Annotated in this window: 22 protein-coding genes; 11 read left to right on the top strand and 11 right to left on the bottom strand. The window is 69.9% G+C overall.

Going from position 1 to position 18,937, the window contains the following annotated elements; genetic code table 11:
- Window positions 1–6: 6 nt before the first annotated feature.
- Window positions 7–1,122 carry an acetate/propionate family kinase gene (locus IWX63_RS08350; RefSeq protein ID WP_199277686.1) on the bottom strand — a complete coding sequence of 372 codons (1,116 nt, stop codon included), beginning with the start codon at window positions 1,120–1,122 and terminating at the stop codon, window positions 7–9.
- Between the two features lie 34 nt (window positions 1,123–1,156).
- Entirely contained in the window at window positions 1,157–3,238 is a 2,082-nt protein-coding gene (pta, locus tag IWX63_RS08345) for a phosphate acetyltransferase (RefSeq protein ID WP_199277685.1), read from the bottom strand.
- A gap of 165 nt (window positions 3,239–3,403) precedes the next feature.
- Here pta and IWX63_RS08340 point away from each other — a divergent pair, with 165 nt between their 5' ends.
- Together IWX63_RS08340 and IWX63_RS08335 are read left to right on the top strand one after the other, a co-directional pair.
- On the top strand, window positions 3,404–3,751 hold the full coding sequence (locus IWX63_RS08340; protein WP_199277684.1) for an ArsR/SmtB family transcription factor: 348 nt from the start codon (window positions 3,404–3,406) through the stop codon (window positions 3,749–3,751).
- A 12-nt stretch (window positions 3,752–3,763) separates the two neighbouring features.
- Complete coding sequence (locus IWX63_RS08335) at window positions 3,764–4,261, top strand: SRPBCC family protein (protein ID WP_199277683.1); 498 nt, start codon at window positions 3,764–3,766, stop codon at window positions 4,259–4,261.
- A gap of 102 nt (window positions 4,262–4,363) precedes the next feature.
- On the opposite strand, the gene IWX63_RS08330 is transcribed toward IWX63_RS08335, so the two are convergent.
- Window positions 4,364–5,503, bottom strand: a complete 1,140-nt coding sequence (locus tag IWX63_RS08330; protein ID WP_199277682.1) for a fatty acid desaturase family protein — start codon at window positions 5,501–5,503, stop codon at window positions 4,364–4,366.
- Window positions 5,504–5,524: 21 nt separating this feature from the next.
- Entirely contained in the window at window positions 5,525–6,637 is a 1,113-nt protein-coding gene (locus IWX63_RS08325; protein WP_199277681.1) for a ferredoxin reductase, read from the bottom strand.
- Window positions 6,638–6,708: 71 nt separating this feature from the next.
- On the opposite strand from IWX63_RS08325, the gene IWX63_RS08320 reads away from it, so the two are divergent.
- Window positions 6,709–7,944, top strand: a complete 1,236-nt coding sequence (locus IWX63_RS08320) for a PucR family transcriptional regulator (RefSeq protein WP_334685737.1) — start codon at window positions 6,709–6,711, stop codon at window positions 7,942–7,944.
- On the opposite strand, the gene IWX63_RS08315 is transcribed toward IWX63_RS08320, so the two are convergent.
- On the bottom strand, window positions 7,941–8,804 hold the full coding sequence (locus IWX63_RS08315; protein ID WP_334685736.1) for a DNA-3-methyladenine glycosylase family protein: 864 nt from the start codon (window positions 8,802–8,804) through the stop codon (window positions 7,941–7,943). The two genes, IWX63_RS08320 and IWX63_RS08315, sit on opposite strands and share 4 nt — an antisense overlap.
- Complete coding sequence (locus tag IWX63_RS08310) at window positions 8,801–9,595, bottom strand: SDR family NAD(P)-dependent oxidoreductase (protein WP_199277809.1); 795 nt, start codon at window positions 9,593–9,595, stop codon at window positions 8,801–8,803. The genes IWX63_RS08315 and IWX63_RS08310 overlap by 4 nt, the downstream gene beginning before the upstream one ends.
- A 90-nt stretch (window positions 9,596–9,685) precedes the next feature.
- On the opposite strand from IWX63_RS08310, the gene IWX63_RS08305 reads away from it, so the two are divergent.
- The 4 genes from IWX63_RS08305 to IWX63_RS08290 all read left to right on the top strand — a co-directional run bounded on the left by IWX63_RS08305 (window position 9,686) and on the right by IWX63_RS08290 (window position 12,428).
- Entirely contained in the window at window positions 9,686–10,285 is a 600-nt protein-coding gene (locus IWX63_RS08305; RefSeq protein ID WP_199277680.1) for an SOUL family heme-binding protein, read from the top strand.
- A 99-nt stretch (window positions 10,286–10,384) separates the two neighbouring features.
- Window positions 10,385–10,690, top strand: a complete 306-nt coding sequence (locus tag IWX63_RS08300; protein WP_043442948.1) for a DUF4193 domain-containing protein — start codon at window positions 10,385–10,387, stop codon at window positions 10,688–10,690.
- 111 nt (window positions 10,691–10,801) lie between these two features.
- Complete coding sequence (locus tag IWX63_RS08295; RefSeq protein ID WP_199277679.1) at window positions 10,802–11,443, top strand: alpha/beta hydrolase; 642 nt, start codon at window positions 10,802–10,804, stop codon at window positions 11,441–11,443.
- A 58-nt stretch (window positions 11,444–11,501) separates the two neighbouring features.
- A complete protein-coding gene (locus tag IWX63_RS08290; protein ID WP_199277678.1) occupies window positions 11,502–12,428 on the top strand; it encodes an AEC family transporter in 927 nt (308 codons plus the stop codon).
- A gap of 144 nt (window positions 12,429–12,572) precedes the next feature.
- On the opposite strand, the gene IWX63_RS08285 is transcribed toward IWX63_RS08290, so the two are convergent.
- A complete protein-coding gene (locus tag IWX63_RS08285; protein ID WP_199277677.1) occupies window positions 12,573–13,763 on the bottom strand; it encodes a low temperature requirement protein A in 1,191 nt (396 codons plus the stop codon).
- 141 nt (window positions 13,764–13,904) lie between these two features.
- Between IWX63_RS08285 and IWX63_RS08280 the strand changes: the two genes are divergently transcribed.
- A complete protein-coding gene (locus tag IWX63_RS08280; RefSeq protein ID WP_199277676.1) occupies window positions 13,905–14,771 on the top strand; it encodes a YsnF/AvaK domain-containing protein in 867 nt (288 codons plus the stop codon).
- 79 nt (window positions 14,772–14,850) lie between these two features.
- Complete coding sequence (locus tag IWX63_RS08275) at window positions 14,851–15,333, top strand: tetratricopeptide repeat protein (RefSeq protein ID WP_334685735.1); 483 nt, start codon at window positions 14,851–14,853, stop codon at window positions 15,331–15,333.
- A gap of 97 nt (window positions 15,334–15,430) precedes the next feature.
- Here IWX63_RS08275 and IWX63_RS08270 read toward each other — a convergent pair whose 3' ends face one another.
- Together IWX63_RS08270 and IWX63_RS08265 are read right to left on the bottom strand one after the other, a co-directional pair.
- Complete coding sequence (locus IWX63_RS08270; protein WP_199277675.1) at window positions 15,431–15,667, bottom strand: hypothetical protein; 237 nt, start codon at window positions 15,665–15,667, stop codon at window positions 15,431–15,433.
- Window positions 15,668–15,763: 96 nt separating this feature from the next.
- Window positions 15,764–16,603: a sigma factor gene (locus IWX63_RS08265; RefSeq protein WP_199277674.1), complete on the bottom strand. Its 840-nt coding sequence runs from the start codon at window positions 16,601–16,603 to the stop codon at window positions 15,764–15,766.
- Between the two features lie 80 nt (window positions 16,604–16,683).
- On the opposite strand from IWX63_RS08265, the gene IWX63_RS08260 reads away from it, so the two are divergent.
- Together IWX63_RS08260 and IWX63_RS08255 are read left to right on the top strand one after the other, a co-directional pair.
- On the top strand, window positions 16,684–17,031 hold the full coding sequence (locus IWX63_RS08260) for a cytoplasmic protein (RefSeq protein WP_199277673.1): 348 nt from the start codon (window positions 16,684–16,686) through the stop codon (window positions 17,029–17,031).
- A gap of 145 nt (window positions 17,032–17,176) precedes the next feature.
- On the top strand, window positions 17,177–17,335 hold the full coding sequence (locus tag IWX63_RS08255) for a hypothetical protein (protein ID WP_199277672.1): 159 nt from the start codon (window positions 17,177–17,179) through the stop codon (window positions 17,333–17,335).
- A 279-nt stretch (window positions 17,336–17,614) separates the two neighbouring features.
- Here the strand turns inward: IWX63_RS08255 and IWX63_RS08250 are convergent, their stop codons facing one another.
- Together IWX63_RS08250 and IWX63_RS08245 are read right to left on the bottom strand one after the other, a co-directional pair.
- Window positions 17,615–18,382 (bottom strand): SCO1664 family protein, encoded by a 768-nt coding sequence (locus IWX63_RS08250; RefSeq protein ID WP_199277671.1) that lies wholly within the window; start codon window positions 18,380–18,382, stop codon window positions 17,615–17,617.
- A complete protein-coding gene (locus IWX63_RS08245) occupies window positions 18,382–18,936 on the bottom strand; it encodes a DUF3090 domain-containing protein (protein ID WP_199277670.1) in 555 nt (184 codons plus the stop codon). Before IWX63_RS08245 ends, IWX63_RS08250 begins: the two co-directional genes overlap by 1 nt.
- Window position 18,937 lies beyond the last annotated feature (1 nt).

Genomic DNA, 18,937 nt, shown 5'->3' with positions numbered 1-18,937 from the left:
AGCAGGCTAGGAGGCGCTGACGACGGCGGCCGTCGCCTCCGCGATCGCCGCCTCCTCGTCGGTCGGCACCACCAGGACGGGGAACGCCGACGCCTCGGAGCTGATGATGCGGGCGTCCCTGCTGCGCTCGCCGTTCTTCTCCTCGTCGAGTTCCAGCCCCAGCGCGCCGAGCTTGGCGACGACGGCGGTCCGGAACGCGGGCGCGTTCTCGCCGATGCCCGCGGTGAACACGAGGGCCTGCGCCCCGCCGACCGCCACGTGGTAACCGCCCACGTACTTCGCGAGCCGGTAGGAGGCCACCTCGATCGCGCGCTTCGCCCGGTGATCGCCGGCATCGGCGGCTTCCGTCACGGAGCGCATGTCATTCGTGCCCGCGAGGCCCTTGAGCCCGCTGTTGCGGTTCAGGAGGGTATCGAGGTCCTGTTCGGTGTATCCCTCGCGCAGGAGGAACAGCAGGATCGAGGGGTCGATGTCCCCCGAGCGTGTGCCCATGACCAGGCCCTCGAGGGGCGTGAAACCCATCGACGTGTCGACGCTCTCGCCGTCGCGCACGGCCGTGACGGACGCGCCGTTGCCGAGATGCGCGATCACGCCCGTGAACGTGTCCGCGCCGAGCATCTCCGCGGCGCCGCGTGCCACGTAGGCGTGCGAGGTGCCATGGAAGCCGTACCGCCGGATGCCGAACTTCCGGTACAGCTCGTCCGGGACCGCGTAGCGCCAGGCGTGTTCCGGGAGCGTGCGGTGGAAGGCGGTGTCGAACACCGCGACCTGCGGCATGTCCGGCCACTTGTCGGTGATGGCGCGGATGCCGGTGACGGCCGCGGGATTGTGCAGCGGGGCCAGCGGGTTGAGGCGCTCGATGGCCCGGGTGATCTCGTTGTCGATGAGCACCGGCTCGCTGAAGCGCTCGCCGCCGTGGACCACGCGGTGCCCGACGGCGTCGATCCCGCGGTCGCCGAGGGCCGCGGACACCTCACCGTCCACGCGGTCCAGCGCCGCCGCATGATCGGGTACCTCGGCCTCGCCGATCCGCTCGACGAGGCCCTCCGCGAGGACGTCGTCGCCCTCCCGGACCTGGTACTTGAGCGAGGATGAGCCGGAGTTGATGACGAGGATGATCATGGGGTCCTGTTCTGGAGGGGGCAGACGAGGGCGGTCAGGAGGCGGCGGGCTGCTGGGCCTGCACCGCGGTGATGGCCACGGTGTTGACGATGTCCTCCACGGTGCAGCCGCGGGAGAGGTCGTTGACCGGCTTGCGGAGGCCCTGCAGGACGGGTCCGACGGCGACGGCGCCGGCCGACTGCTGGACGGCCTTGTAGGTGTTGTTGCCCGTGTTCAGGTCCGGGAAGATGAACACCGTCGCCTGGCCTGCCACCGAGGATTCGGGGAGCTTGGACGCCGCGACCGAGGCGTCGACGGCGGCGTCGTACTGGATGGGCCCCTCGACGGCGAGGTCCGGGCGCTGCTTCCGGACGAGTTCGGTGGCGCGCCGCACCGCGTCCACCGCGCCGCCGTGCCCGGACCCGCCCGTCGAGTAGGAGAGCATCGCGACCCGCGGCTCGACGCCGAACTGCTCGGCCGTCTCCGCCGAGGCCACCGCGATGTCGGCGAGCTGCTCCTCGTTCGGCTCCGGGTTGACCGCGCAGTCGCCGTACACGAGCACGCGGTCCTGCAGGAGCATCAGGAACACCGAGGAGACGATCTTCACGCCGTCCTTGGTCTTCACGAACTCGAGCGCCGGCCGGATGGTGTTCGCCGTGGTGTGGGCCGCGCCCGACACCATGCCGTCCACGGTTCCGAGCTGCACCATCATCGTCCCGAAATATGCCCCTTCGAGCATGCGCTCGCGGGCCTCCTTCAGCGAGACGTTCTTGTGGGCGCGGAGCCGGACGTATTCGGCGGCGAACTCCTCACGGAGATCGGAGGTCGCAGGGTCGATGAGCGTGAGGCCGCTGAGGTCGATGCCCTGGCCGGCGGCGAGTTCGCGGACCCGTGCCTCGGGGCCGAGGATCGTGAGGTCGCAGACGTCGCGGCGGTGCAGGATCTCTGCGGCTTTCAGGACCCGCAGGTCCTCGCCCTCGGGGAGGACGATGCGCTTGCGCTCCGCCCTGGCGCGCTGGATCAGTTCGTGCAGGAAGCGCAGCGGCGTCATGCTGACCGGCCGGGGGAGTTCGAGGCGCTCCAGCAGTTCGCTCTCGTCCACCTGCCGCGACCAGGCGCCCAGGGCCGCTGCGGCCTTGCGGCGCAGTCCGCTCGCGATCTCCCCGCGTGCCTCGCTGACGTGGCGTGCCACGGTGTAGGTGTCGTCGTCGAGCGCGAACACGGGGAACGGCGCCTGTGCCAGGAGGGCCAGGATGTTGGGGTCGGGCGCGAGCCCGCCGGTCAGGAACAGGGCCGACGGCACGGGGAAGTCGGGGGAGAACGACGACGCCAGGGTGGCCACGAGGACGTCCGCGCGGTCCCCGGGCACGATCACGAGGGCGCCGTCCGTGAGCAGGTGCAGGAAGTTGCCGACGTTCATCGCGGCGACGCGGACGCTGGTGACGTCCCGCTCGAGGTTCGAGTTCCCGGCGATCTGGCGGGCGCCGAGGTCCGCGGCCACCTCGGAGACGGTGGGCTGGGAGATCTCGGAGAGTTCCGGGATCACATAGACCGGCCGGCCCGAGCGGCCGGGGCGGACCTGCTCCCTGATCGCGGTGACGGCGTCGTCCGCCGCGCGGTTGACCATCATCGCGAGGAGGGACACCTTCGCGGCATCGAGTTCGCGGCGGGCGACGTCCACGGCGTCGGCGGCCTCCTCGACGGACATGTCCTTGGCGCTGACGACGGCGAGGACCATGGCGCCGAGGTTGTTGGCCAGGCGCGCGTTGAGGTCGAACTCGACGGCGGCATCGTTCCCGGAGAGGTCGGTGCCCTCGACGATGACGACGTCGCACTCCGCGGCGATCTCGCTGTAGATGGCGACGCAGCGGGCGTCGATCTCCGCGCGGTCGCCGGTGACGAGCAGGGCGCGGGCCTCGGCGCGGGTCAGGCCGCCGCGGGCACGGCTCCCGGGGAGGTCGAACGAGCGCTGCATGAGGCGGACCATGGGATCCGCGGTGGGGTCGTCACCCTCGACGATGGGCCGGAAGAAGCCCACGCGGTCGGCGTGCCGGTGCAGCATGTCGGCCAGGCCCAGGGAGATCAGGGACTTCCCGGAGCCGTTGGTCATGGCGCTCACATATATTCCGCGGGTCATGGGGCAAGTCTTACAGGGTCGCGGGAGGCCCGCCATAATCGGTGTCACGTCGTCGCACTGAGGTGCCGCGACGTCGGAAGGACACGGATGACCGCCTGCGGGCACTGTTCACGATCTTCTCCATACCCTTGACCGCCGTCGGCCCCGGGACTAATGTACAACCACATGGTTGTAAGAGAGTCGAGGCAGGACGAGGTGGATCGCCTGTTCCAGGCGCTCGCCGACGCGACACGCAGGGATATCGTGGCACGCGTCCTGGTCGCCGAGTATTCGGTATCCGGACTGGCCGAGCAGTACGACATGAGCTTCGCGGCGGTCCAGAAACACGTGGCGGTGCTCGAGAGGGCCTCACTCGTCTCCAAGGAGAAGCGCGGACGGGAGCAGATCGTGCGCGGAGAGGTCGACGGCGTGCAGAAGGCGCGGCGCCTGCTCGACGACTACGAGAGGATCTGGCGGCAGCGCGTCGACCGGATCACGGACCTCCTCGGGGAGGACGCCGGGGATGACGACTAGGAAGGCATGATCATGACGGTCATCAGTACTGAGAAGGACGCCGAGGCGCTCAGCTTCAGGCTCGTCACGGAATTCTACGCCGGTATCGAGCGCGTGTGGCGGATCTGGGCCGATCCGCGGCAGCTCGAACGGTGGTGGGGGCCGCCGACCTGGCCCGCCACCTTCGAGGCCTACGATTTCACGCCCGGCGGCCGCGCCGCCTACTTCATGACGGGGCCGGACGGCGAGAGGTCGCGGGGCTGGTGGCGCATCACCGGCCTCGACGCGCCGCACCGCCTGACGTTCGACGACGGCTTCGCGGACGAGAACGGCGATCCCGTCGCCGAGATGGGCGAGACGCACGCGACCGTCACCCTCGAGGACCTCGGGGGCCGTACCCGCATGACGATGGTCACGGCGTTCGAATCCCTCGAGCAGCTCGACCAGATGGTGGCGATGGGCATGGAGGAGGGGCTGAAACTCGCCCTCGGCCAGGTGGACGCCCTCCTCGCGGAGGACGCGCAGGTCTGAGTCCCCGCCCGGCGGACGCTCGAAGAGACAGGAATGACCGCCGAGACGTGCTTTCGGCGGTCATTCCTGTCCTCCTGGTGGAGGAGGGGGCGTCCCGGAGCGCTATGCCGTCGCGGCCTTGCGCGGCGGCAGGGCGAGCTTGAAGATCTTCGCCCAGGTGGAGCCGACCTGCTTGGGCAGCGGGCCCGTGGTGTAGGGGAGCTTGTACCGGGTGCAGATCTCCCGGACCTTCACGGCCACCTCGGCGTACCGGTTGGACGGCAGGTCGGGGAAGCAGTGGTGCTCGATCTGGTGGGAGAGGTTGCCCGTCAGGAAGTGCATGAGCTTCGAGCCGGAGATGTTCGCCGAGCCGATCATCTGGCGGACGTACCAGTCGCCGCGGGTCTCGCCGTCCACCTCTTCCTCCGTGAACGTGTCCGTGCCGTCGGGGAAGTGGCCGCAGAAGATCACAGCGTGCGCCCAGAAGTTACGGATGGCGTTGGCGGCGAGCGTCCCGTAGAGGGCCTGTTTGCCGGAGCCGGTCAGCATGGCGACGGCAGGGGTGGCCGCGTAGTCCTTGGAGAACTGCTTGACGACCTTGACGCCTACGGCCTTGAGGTCGCGGTTCATGTCCTCCTTGGACTTCAGGCCCTCCTTGTACTCCGGGATCTCGAGGTCGTACAAGGCGATGCCCCATTCGAAGACGGGGGCCAGGATGGCGTTGTACAGCGGGTTGCCCAGGTTGAACGGCTTCCAGGGCTGGTCGGGGTCCATGCGGAGCAGGTTGTATCCGATGTCCCTGTCCTTGCCGATGACGTTGGTCCAGCGGTGGTGCAGGTCGTTGTGGGTGTGCTGCCAGGAGCGGGCCGGGGTGACGAAGTCCCACTCCCAGGTGGTGGAGTGGATGTCGGGGTCGCGCATCCAGTCCCACTGGCCGTGCAGCACGTTGTGCCCGATCTCCATGTTCTCCATGATCTTGGCCAGGCTCAGCATGGCCGTGCCGGCGAACCAGGCGGGCTTGTACTTGCTGAACAGAAGGGTGCCGCGGCCGGCGAACTCGAGGGACCGCTGGATCTTGATGACGCGGCGGATGTACGCGGCATCGGTGGCGCCGCGCTTGGCGAGGATCTCGTCGCGGACGGCGTCGAGCTCGCGGCCGAGTTCCTCGACCTGCGCGTCGGTCAGGTGCTTGGCGGCATCGGGGCGGACCAGGGGGTGGCCGGATGCCGCAAGGGCGCCTGGGCGGGTCGCAGTGGTGGTCATGGGGGACTCCTCCGTCGGGGGTTACAGGTCGAGGTTCACGGGCCCGGCGGCTGCCGAGACGCAGGTCTGGATGAGCTGGCCGGGAGTGTTGTGCAGCTCGCCGGTGCGGAGATCGCGCACCTGGCCGGCGCGGAGCGGGATGAGGCAGCTGTGGCAGATGCCCATCCGGCAGCCGCTCGGCATGAGCACGCCGGCGTCCTCGCCGATGTCGAGCAGCGTCGTGTCGCCGTCGGCCTGCACCTCGCGGTCGGACTGCTCGAAGGTGACGAGGCCGCCGTCATGTCCGGCGCCCGCGGTGAGGTCGGTGCTGAACCGCTCGATCGTCAGCGTGCCGGTCCGTGCGGACTGTGCCTCCGCTCCGGCGGTGACATTCGGGACGGTACGCGACTGCTCGAGCGCCGCCTCCTGCTCCCAGAGGACCTCGGCGTCGTCGAGGAACCCCTCGGGTCCGCAGGCGTACGCGGCACGTGAGCGCCAGTCCGGGCAGAGGTCGGCGATGGTCTGGGCGGTGAACTGCAGGCGGCCGCGGGCGCTGGTGAACCAGTGGCGGACCGTGAGGTTGGGGAACTGGTCCGCCAGTTCGTCCAGCTCCTCGCGGAACAGGCTCTTCTCCGGGGTGCTGTTGGAATTGATGAGCACCACGCTGGCGTCCGGTCGGCGCGGGATGAGCGTGCGGATCATGGACATGACCGGCGTGATGCCGCTGCCCGCCGTGAGCATGAGCAGGGAGCGCGGGTGCTCGGGAAGGATGAAGTCGCCCTGGGGCGGTGCGAGGAACAGGACGTCCCCCGGCTTCGTATCGCGGACCAGGACGTGGGACACGGATCCGGCGTCCGTGACGGTGATGGCGGGATCGTGTCCCGCGGCGTTGCTCAGGGAATAGGAGCGCCACTGGCGGACCCCGTCGAGTTCGACGCCGATACGCGCCCACTGGCCGGCCTGGTGCGCATGCCAGCCGTGCCCGGGGCGGAAGTAGATCGTGGCGGAATCCTCGGTCTCATGCACCACACGGGTCACGACACCACGAAGCTGGCGCGAGGAGTACACCGGGTTGAAGAGCGCCAGGAAGTCTTCCGCCGTCAGTGGGGTGGTCAGCGCGGCCGTTGCGCGCGCCAACTTCTTGAACCGGATCATTGAACCAACAATATAGCCTCCGCCGCTAAAGTTCTGCACTCCTGACATAGAGTTGAGGTAGAAGAATTGTCTTGACGAAACAGATCGGAGTCGTCCCCTTGAGTTCTGATGTGCTGGAGATCGCTCCGCCGGAACCGCCGTGGCTCAGTCTCCCGCCGGAGGTCAGCGACCGGTTGAGGCCCCTGACGCCGGACCTCGTGGAGGCCATCATCCAGGCGGTCCCGCAGCTGGTCCCCGCCTACGCGCGGCCCATCGAGGGTAAATTCGGTCGCGGCCTGCGCCGGGGCGTGGCTGCCTCGCTCGAGCGTTTCCTCGAGCTGCCGGGCACCGCTCTGCCGGCGCTGTCCGATCAGAGCCGCCAGTTGGTGGCGGGCCTGGGTCGGGGCGAGTTCCGGCAGGGGCGCAGCATGGATGCGTTACTGGGTGCCTATCGCATGGGCGCGCGCGTCACGTTCCGGGAGATGTCGCGCCGCTCCATGGAGGAGGGCCTCGGCCCCGCCGTCGTCGTCGACCTCGGGGAATCGATCATGGCCTACATCGACGAGCTCTCCGCCGTGAGTGCCGAGGCCTACGCCTTCGAGCAGTCGGAGCGGGCGGGGGCCGTGGACCGCCGCCGCGCCGAACTGCTGGAGCTTCTGCTGCTCGGGCAGGCGGACGAGACCGCGCTCCGGCAGGCGGCGTCCCTCGCGGACTGGGCTGTTCCCGCGCAGGTCGCCGTGGTGACGCTGCCGCTGGACCGTGCGCGGGGGATCCGGCAGCGGCTCGGGCCGGGGGCGATCGTCGTCGAACGCGAGACCGACGCCGTCGCCCTGGTCCCCGAACGGGGGGCCCGGCAGCGTGCCGAGCTCGACCGCGTGCTCACCGGGCGGAGCGCGGCGATCGGGCCCGCGGGTGGCCTCGACCAGGTGGCGCAGTCGCTGCGCCTGGCGGTCCTGGCGGCCTCCATGCTCCCACCGCGCGAGGGCTCCGAGGAGCGGCCGGTCTGGGCGGACGAGCACATGACCGAGGTGGTCCTCGCGGCCGAGCCCTCGGCCGTCGGGGAACTCGCCCGCCGGAGGCTCGCCCCGCTCGCCGGCCTGCCGGACATCCAGCGCATCAAGCTCGAGGAGACCCTGCTGGCCTGGCTGCGGCACTGGGGTCAGCGTGCGCCGATCGCCGAGGAGCTCGGCATCCACGGGCAGACGGTCGGCTACCGCGTCCAGCAGCTGCGCGAACTGTTCGGCGACGACCTCAAGGACCCGAAGGTGCGCTTCGAACTGGAGATCGCGCTGCGCAGCGACCGGAGGGCCCCGGCGCAGTACGCCTAGGCTCCGCGGTAGGTCGCCGCCGTCCAGAGATGGAACAGGGCATAGGCCCGGTAGGGGCGCCAGGCCTCCGACAGCCGGTCGGCGTCCCGGATGCTCGGGTTGCCCATCGCGCGGCGTGCCACGAGATCGCCCGGTGTGAACGCGTCGGGATCGCGCAGCACCCGCACCGCGAGGTAGTCGGCGGACCAGGGGCCGATCCCGGGGATCGCCAGCAGCCGGCTGCGCTGCAGCGCATGATCGGCGTCGGGATCGAGGGACAGGCCGTCGACGACGGCGCGGGCCACGTTCTGGACGGTCGCGGCCCGTGTGCGGGTCACACCCACCGCGGCACGCAGCTCCTCGTGCGGCGCGTCGGCGAGCGACTGCGGCGTGGGGAACAGGGTCAGGCCCGACGTCGACCGCTCACCGTACGCCGCCGCGAGCCTGCCGCCGAAGGTGCACCCCGCCGCGACGGAGACCTGCTGGCCGAGGACGGTCATGACCGCGGCCTCGAACGCCTCCGGGTAGCCGACCGCGCGCAGGCCGGGGAGCCGACGGACCAGCGGGCCGAGGAGCGGGTCGCCGTCGAACGCGCGCTCGACGGCGGTGGTATCCGCGTCGAGGTCCAGCCAGCGGCGCGTGGCGTGCTTCAGGTGCGCGAACTCGGCGTCGTCGTCGGTGTCCGCGGTGAGTTCGACGTCGTCGGGCCGGAGGGTGACCGTGACGCGACGGGGGCCGCCCGGCGTCGCCAGCAGGCGCGTGTGCGAGAGCCCGCCCGTGCCGGTGACCTCGCAGCCGGGGATGGCGTGGTTGGCGAGGATCGCGGCCATCGGGCCCGCCTGGAGAGCGCCGTTCGGGGTGAGGGCTCGGGTGCGGCTCACGGGAGGATGGCGTCCACGTACCCGCCGTCCACGCGTACCGCGGCGCCCGTCGTGGCCGAGGCGAGCGGCGAGGCGAGATAGGTCACCATGTTCGCGATCTCCTCGGGCTCGATCAGTCGTTCCAGCAGCGACTGCGGGCGGTGGTCCCTCATGAACTGCCGCTGCGCGTCCTCCCACTCGAGGTCCTTGTCGACGAGCTGGTACACGAAGTCCTCGACACCGCCGGTGTGCGTGGGCCCCGCGATGATCGAGTTCACGGTCACCCCGGTGCCGCGGGCCTCCTTCGCGAACCCGCGCGAGACGCCCAGCAGCGCGGTCTTGGAGACCCCGTAGTGGATCATCTCGGTGGGGATGACGACGGCGGAATCGCTGGCGATGTACTGGATGCGGCCCCAGCCCGCGCTGATCATGCCGGGCAGGTAGGAGCGGGTCAGGCGGATGGCGGTGAGCACGTTGACCTCGAAGTAGCGGCGCCATTCTGCGTCGTCGATCTCGAGGGCGGGCTGAGCACCGAAGATCCCGAGGTTGTTGATGAGGACGTCCACGGCGGGGAGGACGCCCAGCGCCTTCGCGACGCCGTCGTCCGTGGTGACGTCCGCGGCGACGGCCACGAGGTCGGCGTCCGGCACGTCCCGGCGGATGGCTTCCATGGCGCGCGCGACGCTGCGGTTGCTGCGGCCGTTGACCCCCACCCGGGCGCCGGCGATCGCCAGGCTCGTCGCGATCGCCCGTCCGATGCCCTGCGTGGAACCGGTGACGAGCGCCGTCCTGCCGCTGAGGTCGAGTGCCAATGCCATGGAAGCTCCTGGAGGGGTCGGGAAGGGGGCTGCGTCCCACCCTACGACGGCCCGCGGTCAGGATCGGGGCGTACCATCCCCGGCATGACCGAACAGCAGCCCTACACCCTGATCGACGCCTACCCGGGGTTCGAACTGCGGGCCTACCCGGCGCACGTCGTGGCCGAGGTGGACGTCGAGGCCGCGTTCGACGACGCCGGCAGCGCGGCCTTCCGGACGCTCGCGTCGTACATCTTCGGTGCGAACACCTCGCGGCGGAAGCTCGCGATGACGGCGCCCGTGACGCAGCAGGCGTCCGGCCCACCCGGGGAGGGGGTGTCGGAGCAGCTGGCGATGACGGCCCCGGTGACCCAGCAGAGGGCATCGACCGGCCACACCGTGGCCTTCGTGCTGCCCGCCGATGTCTCCCTCGCCACCGCGCCGGTGCCCGATGACCCCCGGGTCCGGGTGGTGGAGAAGCCCGCGGCAACCACCGCCGTCGTATCCTTCTCCGGCCGCGGCGGCCGTGCATCCTTCGAACGACACCTCGGGGAACTGCTGGCAGCCGTGGAGAAGGCGGCCTTCGCGCCGCAGGGTGAACCGCGGTACGCGCGCTTCAATCCGCCTATCACGCCCGGGGTCTTCCGTCACAATGAAGTTCAGATCGACGTGGGAGCGGAGCGTGGAGAAAAGTCCCATCCGTAACCGGTATATTGCAGCCCGTATATGGAATACTTCCGCCTCTGCCGAGGTTGAGAGTGGCATCTGGGCGTCATTCCCGCCCATAGAAGGAGATCAACCGTAATGGCAACCGACTACGACGAGCCGCGCGTTCGTCCGGAAGACCAGCCGGCCAACGAGTCGTTGGAGGCAATTCAGGCACAGCGCAGCGCAACCACGCAGACCGCGCTGATCGATGTCGAGGACGGCGAGACCGCGGAAGGCATCGACCTCCCGGGGGCCGACCTCTCGCACGAGGAACTCCTGATCCAGGTCATCCCCCAGCAGGAGGACGAGTTCACCTGCATGTCCTGTTTCCTGGTGCACCACCGCAGCCAGCTTGCGCGCGAGAAGAACGGCGACAAGTACTGCGCCGAGTGTGAGGGCTGACAGCTCCCTCGGATGCGCGTCGAGCCCCTGGCCCCACGGCCGGGGGCTTTGTGCATCAACCGGTCAGGTGACGGGTCCGCCCGTCGGCTGCGGCCACAGTACGGTAAGGGCATGAAGTCTTCCCACGTCATCGTCCTGCCCGGCGGCGGCTACACCATGCTGTCCGACAACGAGGGTGAGGTCGTCGCCGAGCGGCTGCGCTCCTTCGGCCTGTCCGCCGGGGTCTTCGCCTATCCCGTCCGGACCCGCCACCCCGGACCGCTCGACGCCGTCCGTGCGGAGATCCGCCGGGTCCGCGCTGCCGGCGCCGACCGCGTGGCGCTGCTCGGATTCTCGGCCGGCGGCCATCTCGCCGGCCATGCGGCGCTCGCTCCGGGCGCGCGCGACGATGAACGCGTGGACGCTGCCGTGCTGGGCTACCCGGTGGTGTCCATGGAACTCGCGACGCACCGGGGATCGCAGGACGAACTGATCGGGCCCGACGCCGGGGGGACGCTCCGCGCCGCGACCTCACTGGACCGGCTGGTCACCGGGGACGCGCCGCCCTTCTTCCTCTGGCATACCGCCGCGGACGAGTCCGTCCCCGTGGAGCACGCCTACCTGCTCGGCCAGGCGCTCGCGGCGCACGCCGTGCCGCACGTCCTCCACGTCTTCGAGGAGGGTGAGCACGGCCTCGGCCTCGCGGAGGGACAGGGTGCCGCCGAGCAGTGGGGCAGGCTGGCCGCCGACTGGCTCCAGGACCGGGGCTGGTGACCGCCCCGGGCCTGCCCGCCCGACCGTCACTCGCCGTTCTGCCGCCGGATCCGGGCCGGTGATCGCCCAGACCCTTGTCGCGCTCGGCCCAGTGATCGGCCTGATCGCCCTCGGTTACGGCATCCGCGCGCGCAGCTTCCTCGTACCCGCCTTCTGGCCACCCGCCGAGCGGCTCTGCTACTTCATCCTGCTGCCCGCGCTGTTCATCAGCGGCACCGCGACGGCGGATCTCGCCGGTCTGCCGATCGCCCTGATGGCACCGATCCTCGCAGGGTCGGTCATCCTCACGGCGCTCGGACTCGTCCTCGCGCAGCGCCGCCTGGACCTCGACGGCCCCGCCTTCACCTCGGTGCTGCAGGGCGGCATCCGGTTCAACAACTACCTCGGGCTCTCCATCGCCCTCGCCCTGTTCGGGTCCGACGGCGTGGCGCTCGCCGCCATCGCCAACACCATCCTCGTGCCGCTCGTGAACGTCCTCTGCACGCTCGCCTTCGCGCGCTACGGCGCCGTGCGGCTGACCGTCGGCGGCACCGCCCGCAGCATCGCCACGAACCCGCTGATCTTGGCCTGCCTGATCGGGATCCTGCTGAATGTCACGGGGGTCGGCCTGCCGCCCGGCATCGACGGCTTCGTGCGGACCCTCGGGACGGCGTCGTTGCCGCTCGGCCTGCTCTGCGTCGGTGCGGCGCTCGAGCTCCGCAGCATGGGCAGGAACTTCGCTGCCGTGGCGCTTTCCACCTCGGTCAAGTTCGTGGTGCTCCCCGGCCTCGGTGTCGCCGGCTGCCTGCTGCTCGGGCTCACGGGGGAGCCGGCCGCCACGGTGATCCTTTTCCTGTCCCTGCCGACGGCGTCCTCGGCGTACGTGATGGCCCGGGCCCTCGGCGGGGACTCACGCCTCATGGCCTCGACGATCACCCTGCAGACGGTCGCCGGCGTGGCCTACCTGCCGCTCGTGTTCCTCGTCATCCGGGGCGTCACCGGCTGAGGGCCCGACCGCCGAACTGTTCCTCGAGGTCGTGCAGGTCGAGGTCGCAGCCCCTGACGGATCCCCGTGAGCCAGGCGGCCGGCGTCGTGCCCGTCTCCGCGCGGAAGCGCCGGGCAAAGGTCCGCTCCCTGCGCGGTCCCGTACTACTCCCGGATCGACGCCCTCGCCTCGGCGTCCCGAAGGCTCTCCGTGACCACCAGTGCAGCGGCTATCACGGACGCCAGCGCGAGGGCCGCCAGCGGTGCGAGCGGGGCGGCCACGGGGATGAGCAGGAGCAGGACGGCGGTGCCGACGAGCCGGAGCTTCTTCCAGTCACCGGCCATGCGACGCCAGAAGGCCGAACTGCCGAGGAGGAACAGGGCGGCCCCGCCGAAGAGCGCGAAGGAGCCGAGCACGCCGAAATCGTCCGTGTCGTAGACATGCGCGAGCACGTCCTCCACTCCGAACGCGGCGAGGATGATCCCGGCCACGAGCGGCAGATGCAGGTAGGAGTAGGCGTCCACGGCGGCCGAGATGCGTTCCGAGCCGCGCAGCGTCGCGAACCGGTGCTCGGCGGCGATCGCGGCGACGTCGAAGTGCAGCCACCACAGGCAGATGGACAGGGCGATCCCGAACACCGCGCCGAGGAGGATCGGGATGCTCACGGGCTCACGTGACGCGCCGACGCCGATGGCCACGATCGACTCGCCGAGCGCGAGGATGACCACCAGTCCATGGCGTTCGGTCCAGTGCGCCGCCGAGGGCAGGCGCCAGTTGCCGCCCGTGGAGGTGAGGTAGGTCAGGGTGATGTCCAGCGCGAGCCCGGCCAGCCACAACCAGGTCTGCGCCGTCCCGCCGATCAGCGCGCCCGCGAGGATGAGGGCAGAGCCCGGGAGCATCGCCACGGACAGCGTGAGGATCTGGCGCTGGAGCGGTTTGTCGTCCATCGCCGCATACAGGTAGAGCAGCAGGTGCATCACCCGCACCACGAAGTAGGCGAGCGCGAGGACGAGGGGGCCGCTGAGCCCGCCCTCGAGATCGTGGAAGGCTTCGGGGATGGCGAGTGCCGCGACGAACATGGCAACCATGACGACGGCCAGGCCGAGGCGCATGATGCCCTCGTCCACGTGCGTCTGGTTGCCGAGCCAGGAGAAGGCCACCCAGGACCACCAGAGCAGGCCCAGGATGATCATGCCCTGCAGCACCCCGAGGAACGAGTGCTCGTGGGCCATGAAGCCGGTGACCTGCGTGAACGCGAACACGAAGACCAGGTCGAAGAAGAGCTCGAAGGTGGTGACGCGGTGCGATTCGTCGGACACGCGCGCGGCCCGCAGTGGTCTCCGCCGGAGGTGCATGCGGGACAGTGTAGGACCGTGTGGGCGCGCGGCCGAGGGGTCGAGGGGATTATGAAGCAGACACCCGAGTAGTAAGCATGCTTGCTATCACTTCGGGAGGCACCTACGGTGAAGAGAAGCAACCTCCTCGAAAGGGCCATCATGATCACGCTTGAACAGATGAAGGATTCCATGAACGCCGGCGCGAATGTGCTGAGCGACGACGGGGCCGTCCTCGGTCCCATGGGCCAGCTCTACGTCGATGATGCCACCGGCGAGCCCAGTTGGGTCACCGTCGCGACCCACACGGCGGGAAACCCGGAATCCTTCGCGCCCCTCCGTGATGCCACGCTGGACGGCCAGGACGTGCGCCTCCCGTATCCGCACAGCACGGTCTACGATTCCCCGAAGATGTCCCAGGACGGTCACCTCAGTCCCGAGGAGGAGCAGCACCTGCTCCGCTACTACGGCCTGATCGCCGCGGCGACGGATGGCGACTCCGGCCCGGCGGTCTCGTCGTCCGGTGATCGTTCGTCGCGCGCCGATACCCGCGGGGGGCGTTCCGATATCGACGCCGGCCGTTCCGACGCCTTCGCAGGCTCGGCCGATGACGACGAGGTGTCGATGACGCGCTCCGAGGAGCAGCTCCGCGTCGGCACCGAACTCCGCGAGACGGAGCGCGTGCGCCTCGTCAAACGCGTGGTCACGGAGGACGTCACCATGACCGTGCAGATCCGGCGCGAGGAGCTCGTCGTCGAGCGTGTGCCGGTCCAGGACGGTGCGCCGCTGTACGACGACGGCGCGGGCACGTTCAGCAAGGCCGAGCGCGAGCGCCTCTACGCGGCCGTGGAGACCGCCTTCAACGGCGACGTGGTCGAGATGGTCCTCTACGAGGAGAAGCCGCGCATCGAGGTGGACGTCGTGCCTATCGAGCGCGTCCGGATCAGCCGCGAGGCCCGCACGCAGGACGAGACGGTCACCGGCCAGGTGCGCAAGGAAGTCATCGAGACGGAGCGCATCGAGCTGTAGGACTCCTGCGCTCGAAAAGGCAGAAATGACCGTTGGAACGATCTTTCGGCGGTCATTTCCGCCGTGGCAGGCTGGAGCGATGGGCGAAACGACGTGGGACCAGCGGGTCGACTCCTTCTGGACGGGCGAGTTCGACGAATCGGATCCGGAGGGGTCCATCGCGAGGATGAGGGCGCTGGTTGCGGAACGGCCGCCCGGCGACGCCGCGGCACTCTTCGAATTCGCCGGGGTCCACGACTCGCTCGGACTCGAGGCGGAAGCCATCGTGCTCTACCGCCAGGCGATCGAGGCCGGCCTCGACGGGGAACGCGCCACGCGCGTGCTCATCCAGCTGGCCAGCACGCTGCGCAACGTCGGGTCCTCCGCCGAGGCGGTCGCCATCCTCGAGTCCATGCCGCACGCGGGCGGCGACGACCCTGCGCGCCAGGCATTCCTCGCGCTGGCGCTTTTCGACGAGGGCCGGCACGGGGACGCCCTGCGGACTGCGCTGCTCGCCCTCGTCCCCACGCTGGACGGTTACCGGCGATCGCTGACGGCCTACGCCGGGGAACTGCCGAGGTGACGGCGCGGGCTAGCGGCACGACGGCGGCGCAGGGGATTGCGCGTCCCCGTCCCTGACCGGCGCCGGGCCCGCAGCCAGGGACGGGCTTTCCGGGCCCTCACCCCTCGGGCAGTGCCGCGAAGGCCTTCCTGGTGTCGTTGTACCAGCCCAGGCCCTTGATCGGGTTCTTCCACCGGCCCTTCATCGCGTCATGGGCCACCTGGTGCCGTGTGTCGCCGGCCGTGATGGCGTCCTTCAGGTGCTGGTCCTGCGCCTTGATGACGTCGTCCGCGGAGTCGCCGTGGAGTGCCAGGTCGCAGGGGCCGCCGAGCTGCTTGCAGGTCATCGTCTTCATGGGAGTTCCCTTTCGCTGGGTGGGACGTGCATGAGACCGGCGTCGGCCGCCCTCGTACTGATGACGCGTCAGGCGCCGGATGTGTGACCGCCGGAGTCATGTCCGTTCCGCGGCGGCACGCCGGACGAGGGAGGTCAGGACCTCCGGCCGGGCGCGGAAGGTGATCGCGCCGACGACGCCGTCGGTGACCGTGAAGTCGAACGCTACCCGCGCCTCGCCGCGATGGAACCATGCCGCGCCCGGCCGTCCGTCGACGAAGACCGGGAAGGCGGTCGTCGCGGCGCCGTCGAACATCGCCGCGACCGCCTCGCGGCCCTCCAGCCGGGTCGGGGTGCCCGCGGCGATCGCCTCGGTGTCGGCGCTGACGACGACGTCGGGCGCGAGCAGGTGCACCAGGCGCGCGAAGCTGCCGCCCCGGGATGCCGAGAGGAACGCGTCCACGACCTCCCAGTCGGCCGGCGTGCCGTCCGGGGCGAGGGTCGAGACCCTGGACCGCGCCCTCGACGCCAGTTTGCGTGCGGCCTCCGGCGAGACGGTGAGGACGGTCGCGATGGTGCGGAAATCCACGCCGAAGGTGTCGTGCAGGATGAACGCCACCCGTTCGGACGGTGACAGACGTTGCAGGACCACCTGGAGGGCGACGCCGACGCTGGTGGCCTGGATCAGCTGCTCGGCCGGGTCGGGGGCTGCGGCTGCCCCGGACTCCGGGACGATGTCCGTCGGTTCCGGCACCCTGGACCGCAGGCGGTCGAGGCAGAGGCGTGTCGTGACGACCGTCAGCCAGGCGGGCACATTCTCGATCACGGTATCGGTGCCGTGGAAGCGCAGCCAGGCCTGCTGCACCATGTCCTCGCCTTCGGCCCGGTCATCGAGGACACCGGCCGCGATGCGTACGAGGCGGGGGCGTTCGGCTTCGAACTGTTCCGTCAGGTCCATGCGCACACCCTAGACGGTCGTGTATCGGGGACGGCAGGAGGACTCTGGCCGCTGGTGACCCGTGAGCGTACAGTCCGGCCATGACACATGATCCGGTGGAGACCAATCCTCAGAACTACCGCGTGGTCTTCGAGAACGACCGCGTCCGGGTCCTGGAGTACACGGACGAGCCCGGTCACACCAGCACCGAGCACCACCACCCCGACAGCGTCATGATCACCGCCAGTTCGTTCCGCAGGCGGCTGCATGCCCGCGGGACGAGCGTCGACGTAGAGCTCCCGGACGGGGCGGTCCGCTGGCTGCCCGCCCAGGATCACCACGGCGAGAACACGGGGACGACGCCGACGCACGCCTACTTCGTCGAACTGAAGGAGGCGGATCCGAACCCCGTCACGGGCGCCCCGCACCTGGGCCCGGTCGCACCCTGATCCCGGTCGACGCCGATAGATACCAAGCAGGCTGATGATTCGCGTAGGCTGGAAGAACGACGTCGAACAACCCACCGTGGCGGTCCTACCCCGCACCCCCGCAGCGCGTCGCACGGCCAGCAGGATCCGATCGGAAGGACTTCACATGAGCACCCACGACGAGCAGCCCCAGCACGACGAGTCGGCCGACGAAGAGCTGTCCGAGTCGCTTGAGGGTCACGACGAGCTGTCGAAGGACGGCGACGGCGAGGACTCGCCCCTCGAGGAGATCGAGGACAGCCCGGTCCGCACCAAGAACAGCTGACCTGACGGGCTGGTGGGCAGCGCATCGCTGCCACGCACCTCTGGCCCCGCATGACGACGACAGGGCGCCCGCTGATGCGGGCGCCCTGTCCGTGTCTTTCCCGGTCAAGCGCACCTCGCCGAGCGGTCCGCACTCGTCACGGTGCGCTCTCCCGGTCAAGCGCACCTCGCCGAGCGGTCCGCACTCGTCACGGTGCCGCAGCAGGGTTGCTGGAACATCGTGAGCGAAGGCGAAGGCCGCGAGACCCTCAACGGGTTGGTGGCCCGAGCGATCGTCCCCTCAGAACAGGGGCCAGGGCACGGCCGACATGTCACCTCTCGGACCCGGAAACCGCCCGGTCGCGCGCAAAGCGGCACAGCGTGCGGCGAGCGAAGAGATCTCCTGAGCAGTGAGCAACTCCGCCAGGTGTCGGCCCAGTTCACCCCGCAGCGCGTCAGTGACACGGTCGACACCCTCGAGCTCCTCGGCGGTCAGTTCGTCGCCCAGCCATCCCCACAGCACCGTGCGCAGCTTGTGGTCGCTGTGGAACGTGAGCCCGTGGTCCACGCCGTACCGGTGTCCGTCCGAGATGGCGAGGATGTGGTCACCCTTGCGGTCCGCGTTGTTGGCGACGACGTCGAACACCGCCATGCGTCGCAGTGCCGGGGTGTCCTCGTGGACGAGGGCGACCATCCGTCCGCTCTCGTCCTGGCCCTCGAGGACCTGCTTCCACCCGGTCTCCGGGACCTCATCCGCCGCGACGAAGTCCACGGCGTTCTGGTCCGGGTCCGTCTCCTGCCACAGCTGCACCATGCCCTCGCCGAAGGGACCATCGCGCAGCCAGGTACGCGGCACGATGTTCCAGCCGAGGACCTCCGAGACGAGGTAGGCCGCCACCTCCCGGTGGGCCAGGAAACCGTCGGGGAAATCCCACAGCGGCTTCTCGCCCCGGATCGGCTTGTACACGACCGCCGCGTCGCCGATGCTGCCCAGGAACGTGGCGTTCGACGCCGTCGTGATGCGGCCGGTGAGCGTCAGCTCGGCGGTCACGAGGTCGGGGGCCGGCATCAGACCTCGGGAAGGGTGCAGGTGTGCCCGTCGGCGTCGATGGGATTGCCGCAGAGCGCGCACGTCGGGCGGCCGGCGCCCACGACCTCGTGGGTTCGCTTGGCGAAGGCGCGGGCGGTGCCGACCGGCATGCGCACCAGCAGCATCTCGGATGCGTCGCCGTCGCCATCGGAAAGCGAGGCGTTGTCGTCGTCAGCATCGACCTCGGCAATCGGATAGGCCTCGATGACCACCTGCGCCGTCGTCGGATCCCAGCCCAGGCTCATGGCGCCGGTGCGGAACTGCTCCTGGACGGCCTCGAGCCCGTCATTGTCGACGAGCTCGATGGGAGTAGTCGTGGGGACGCTGAAGGGATTGCCCTCGAGGGTGATGAGCTCATCGAGGATCTCGTCGATCTTCTCGGCGAGCAGAGCCGACTGCTGCTTCTCCATGGCGATACTCACCATCTGCGACCCGGTGCGTACCTGCAGGTAGAACGTGCGTGCCCCCGGGAGGCCGATGGTGCCGACGACGACCCGGTCAGGCCAGGCGAATTCGTGAACAGTTGTAGGCATA

This window comes from Arthrobacter sp. CAN_A2, from assembly GCF_015752045.1.
GTDB lineage: Bacteria > Actinomycetota > Actinomycetes > Actinomycetales > Micrococcaceae > Arthrobacter_D.
Note: the sequence above shows the minus strand (reverse complement) of the source record. Positions and strands in the feature narration are given on the sequence as shown.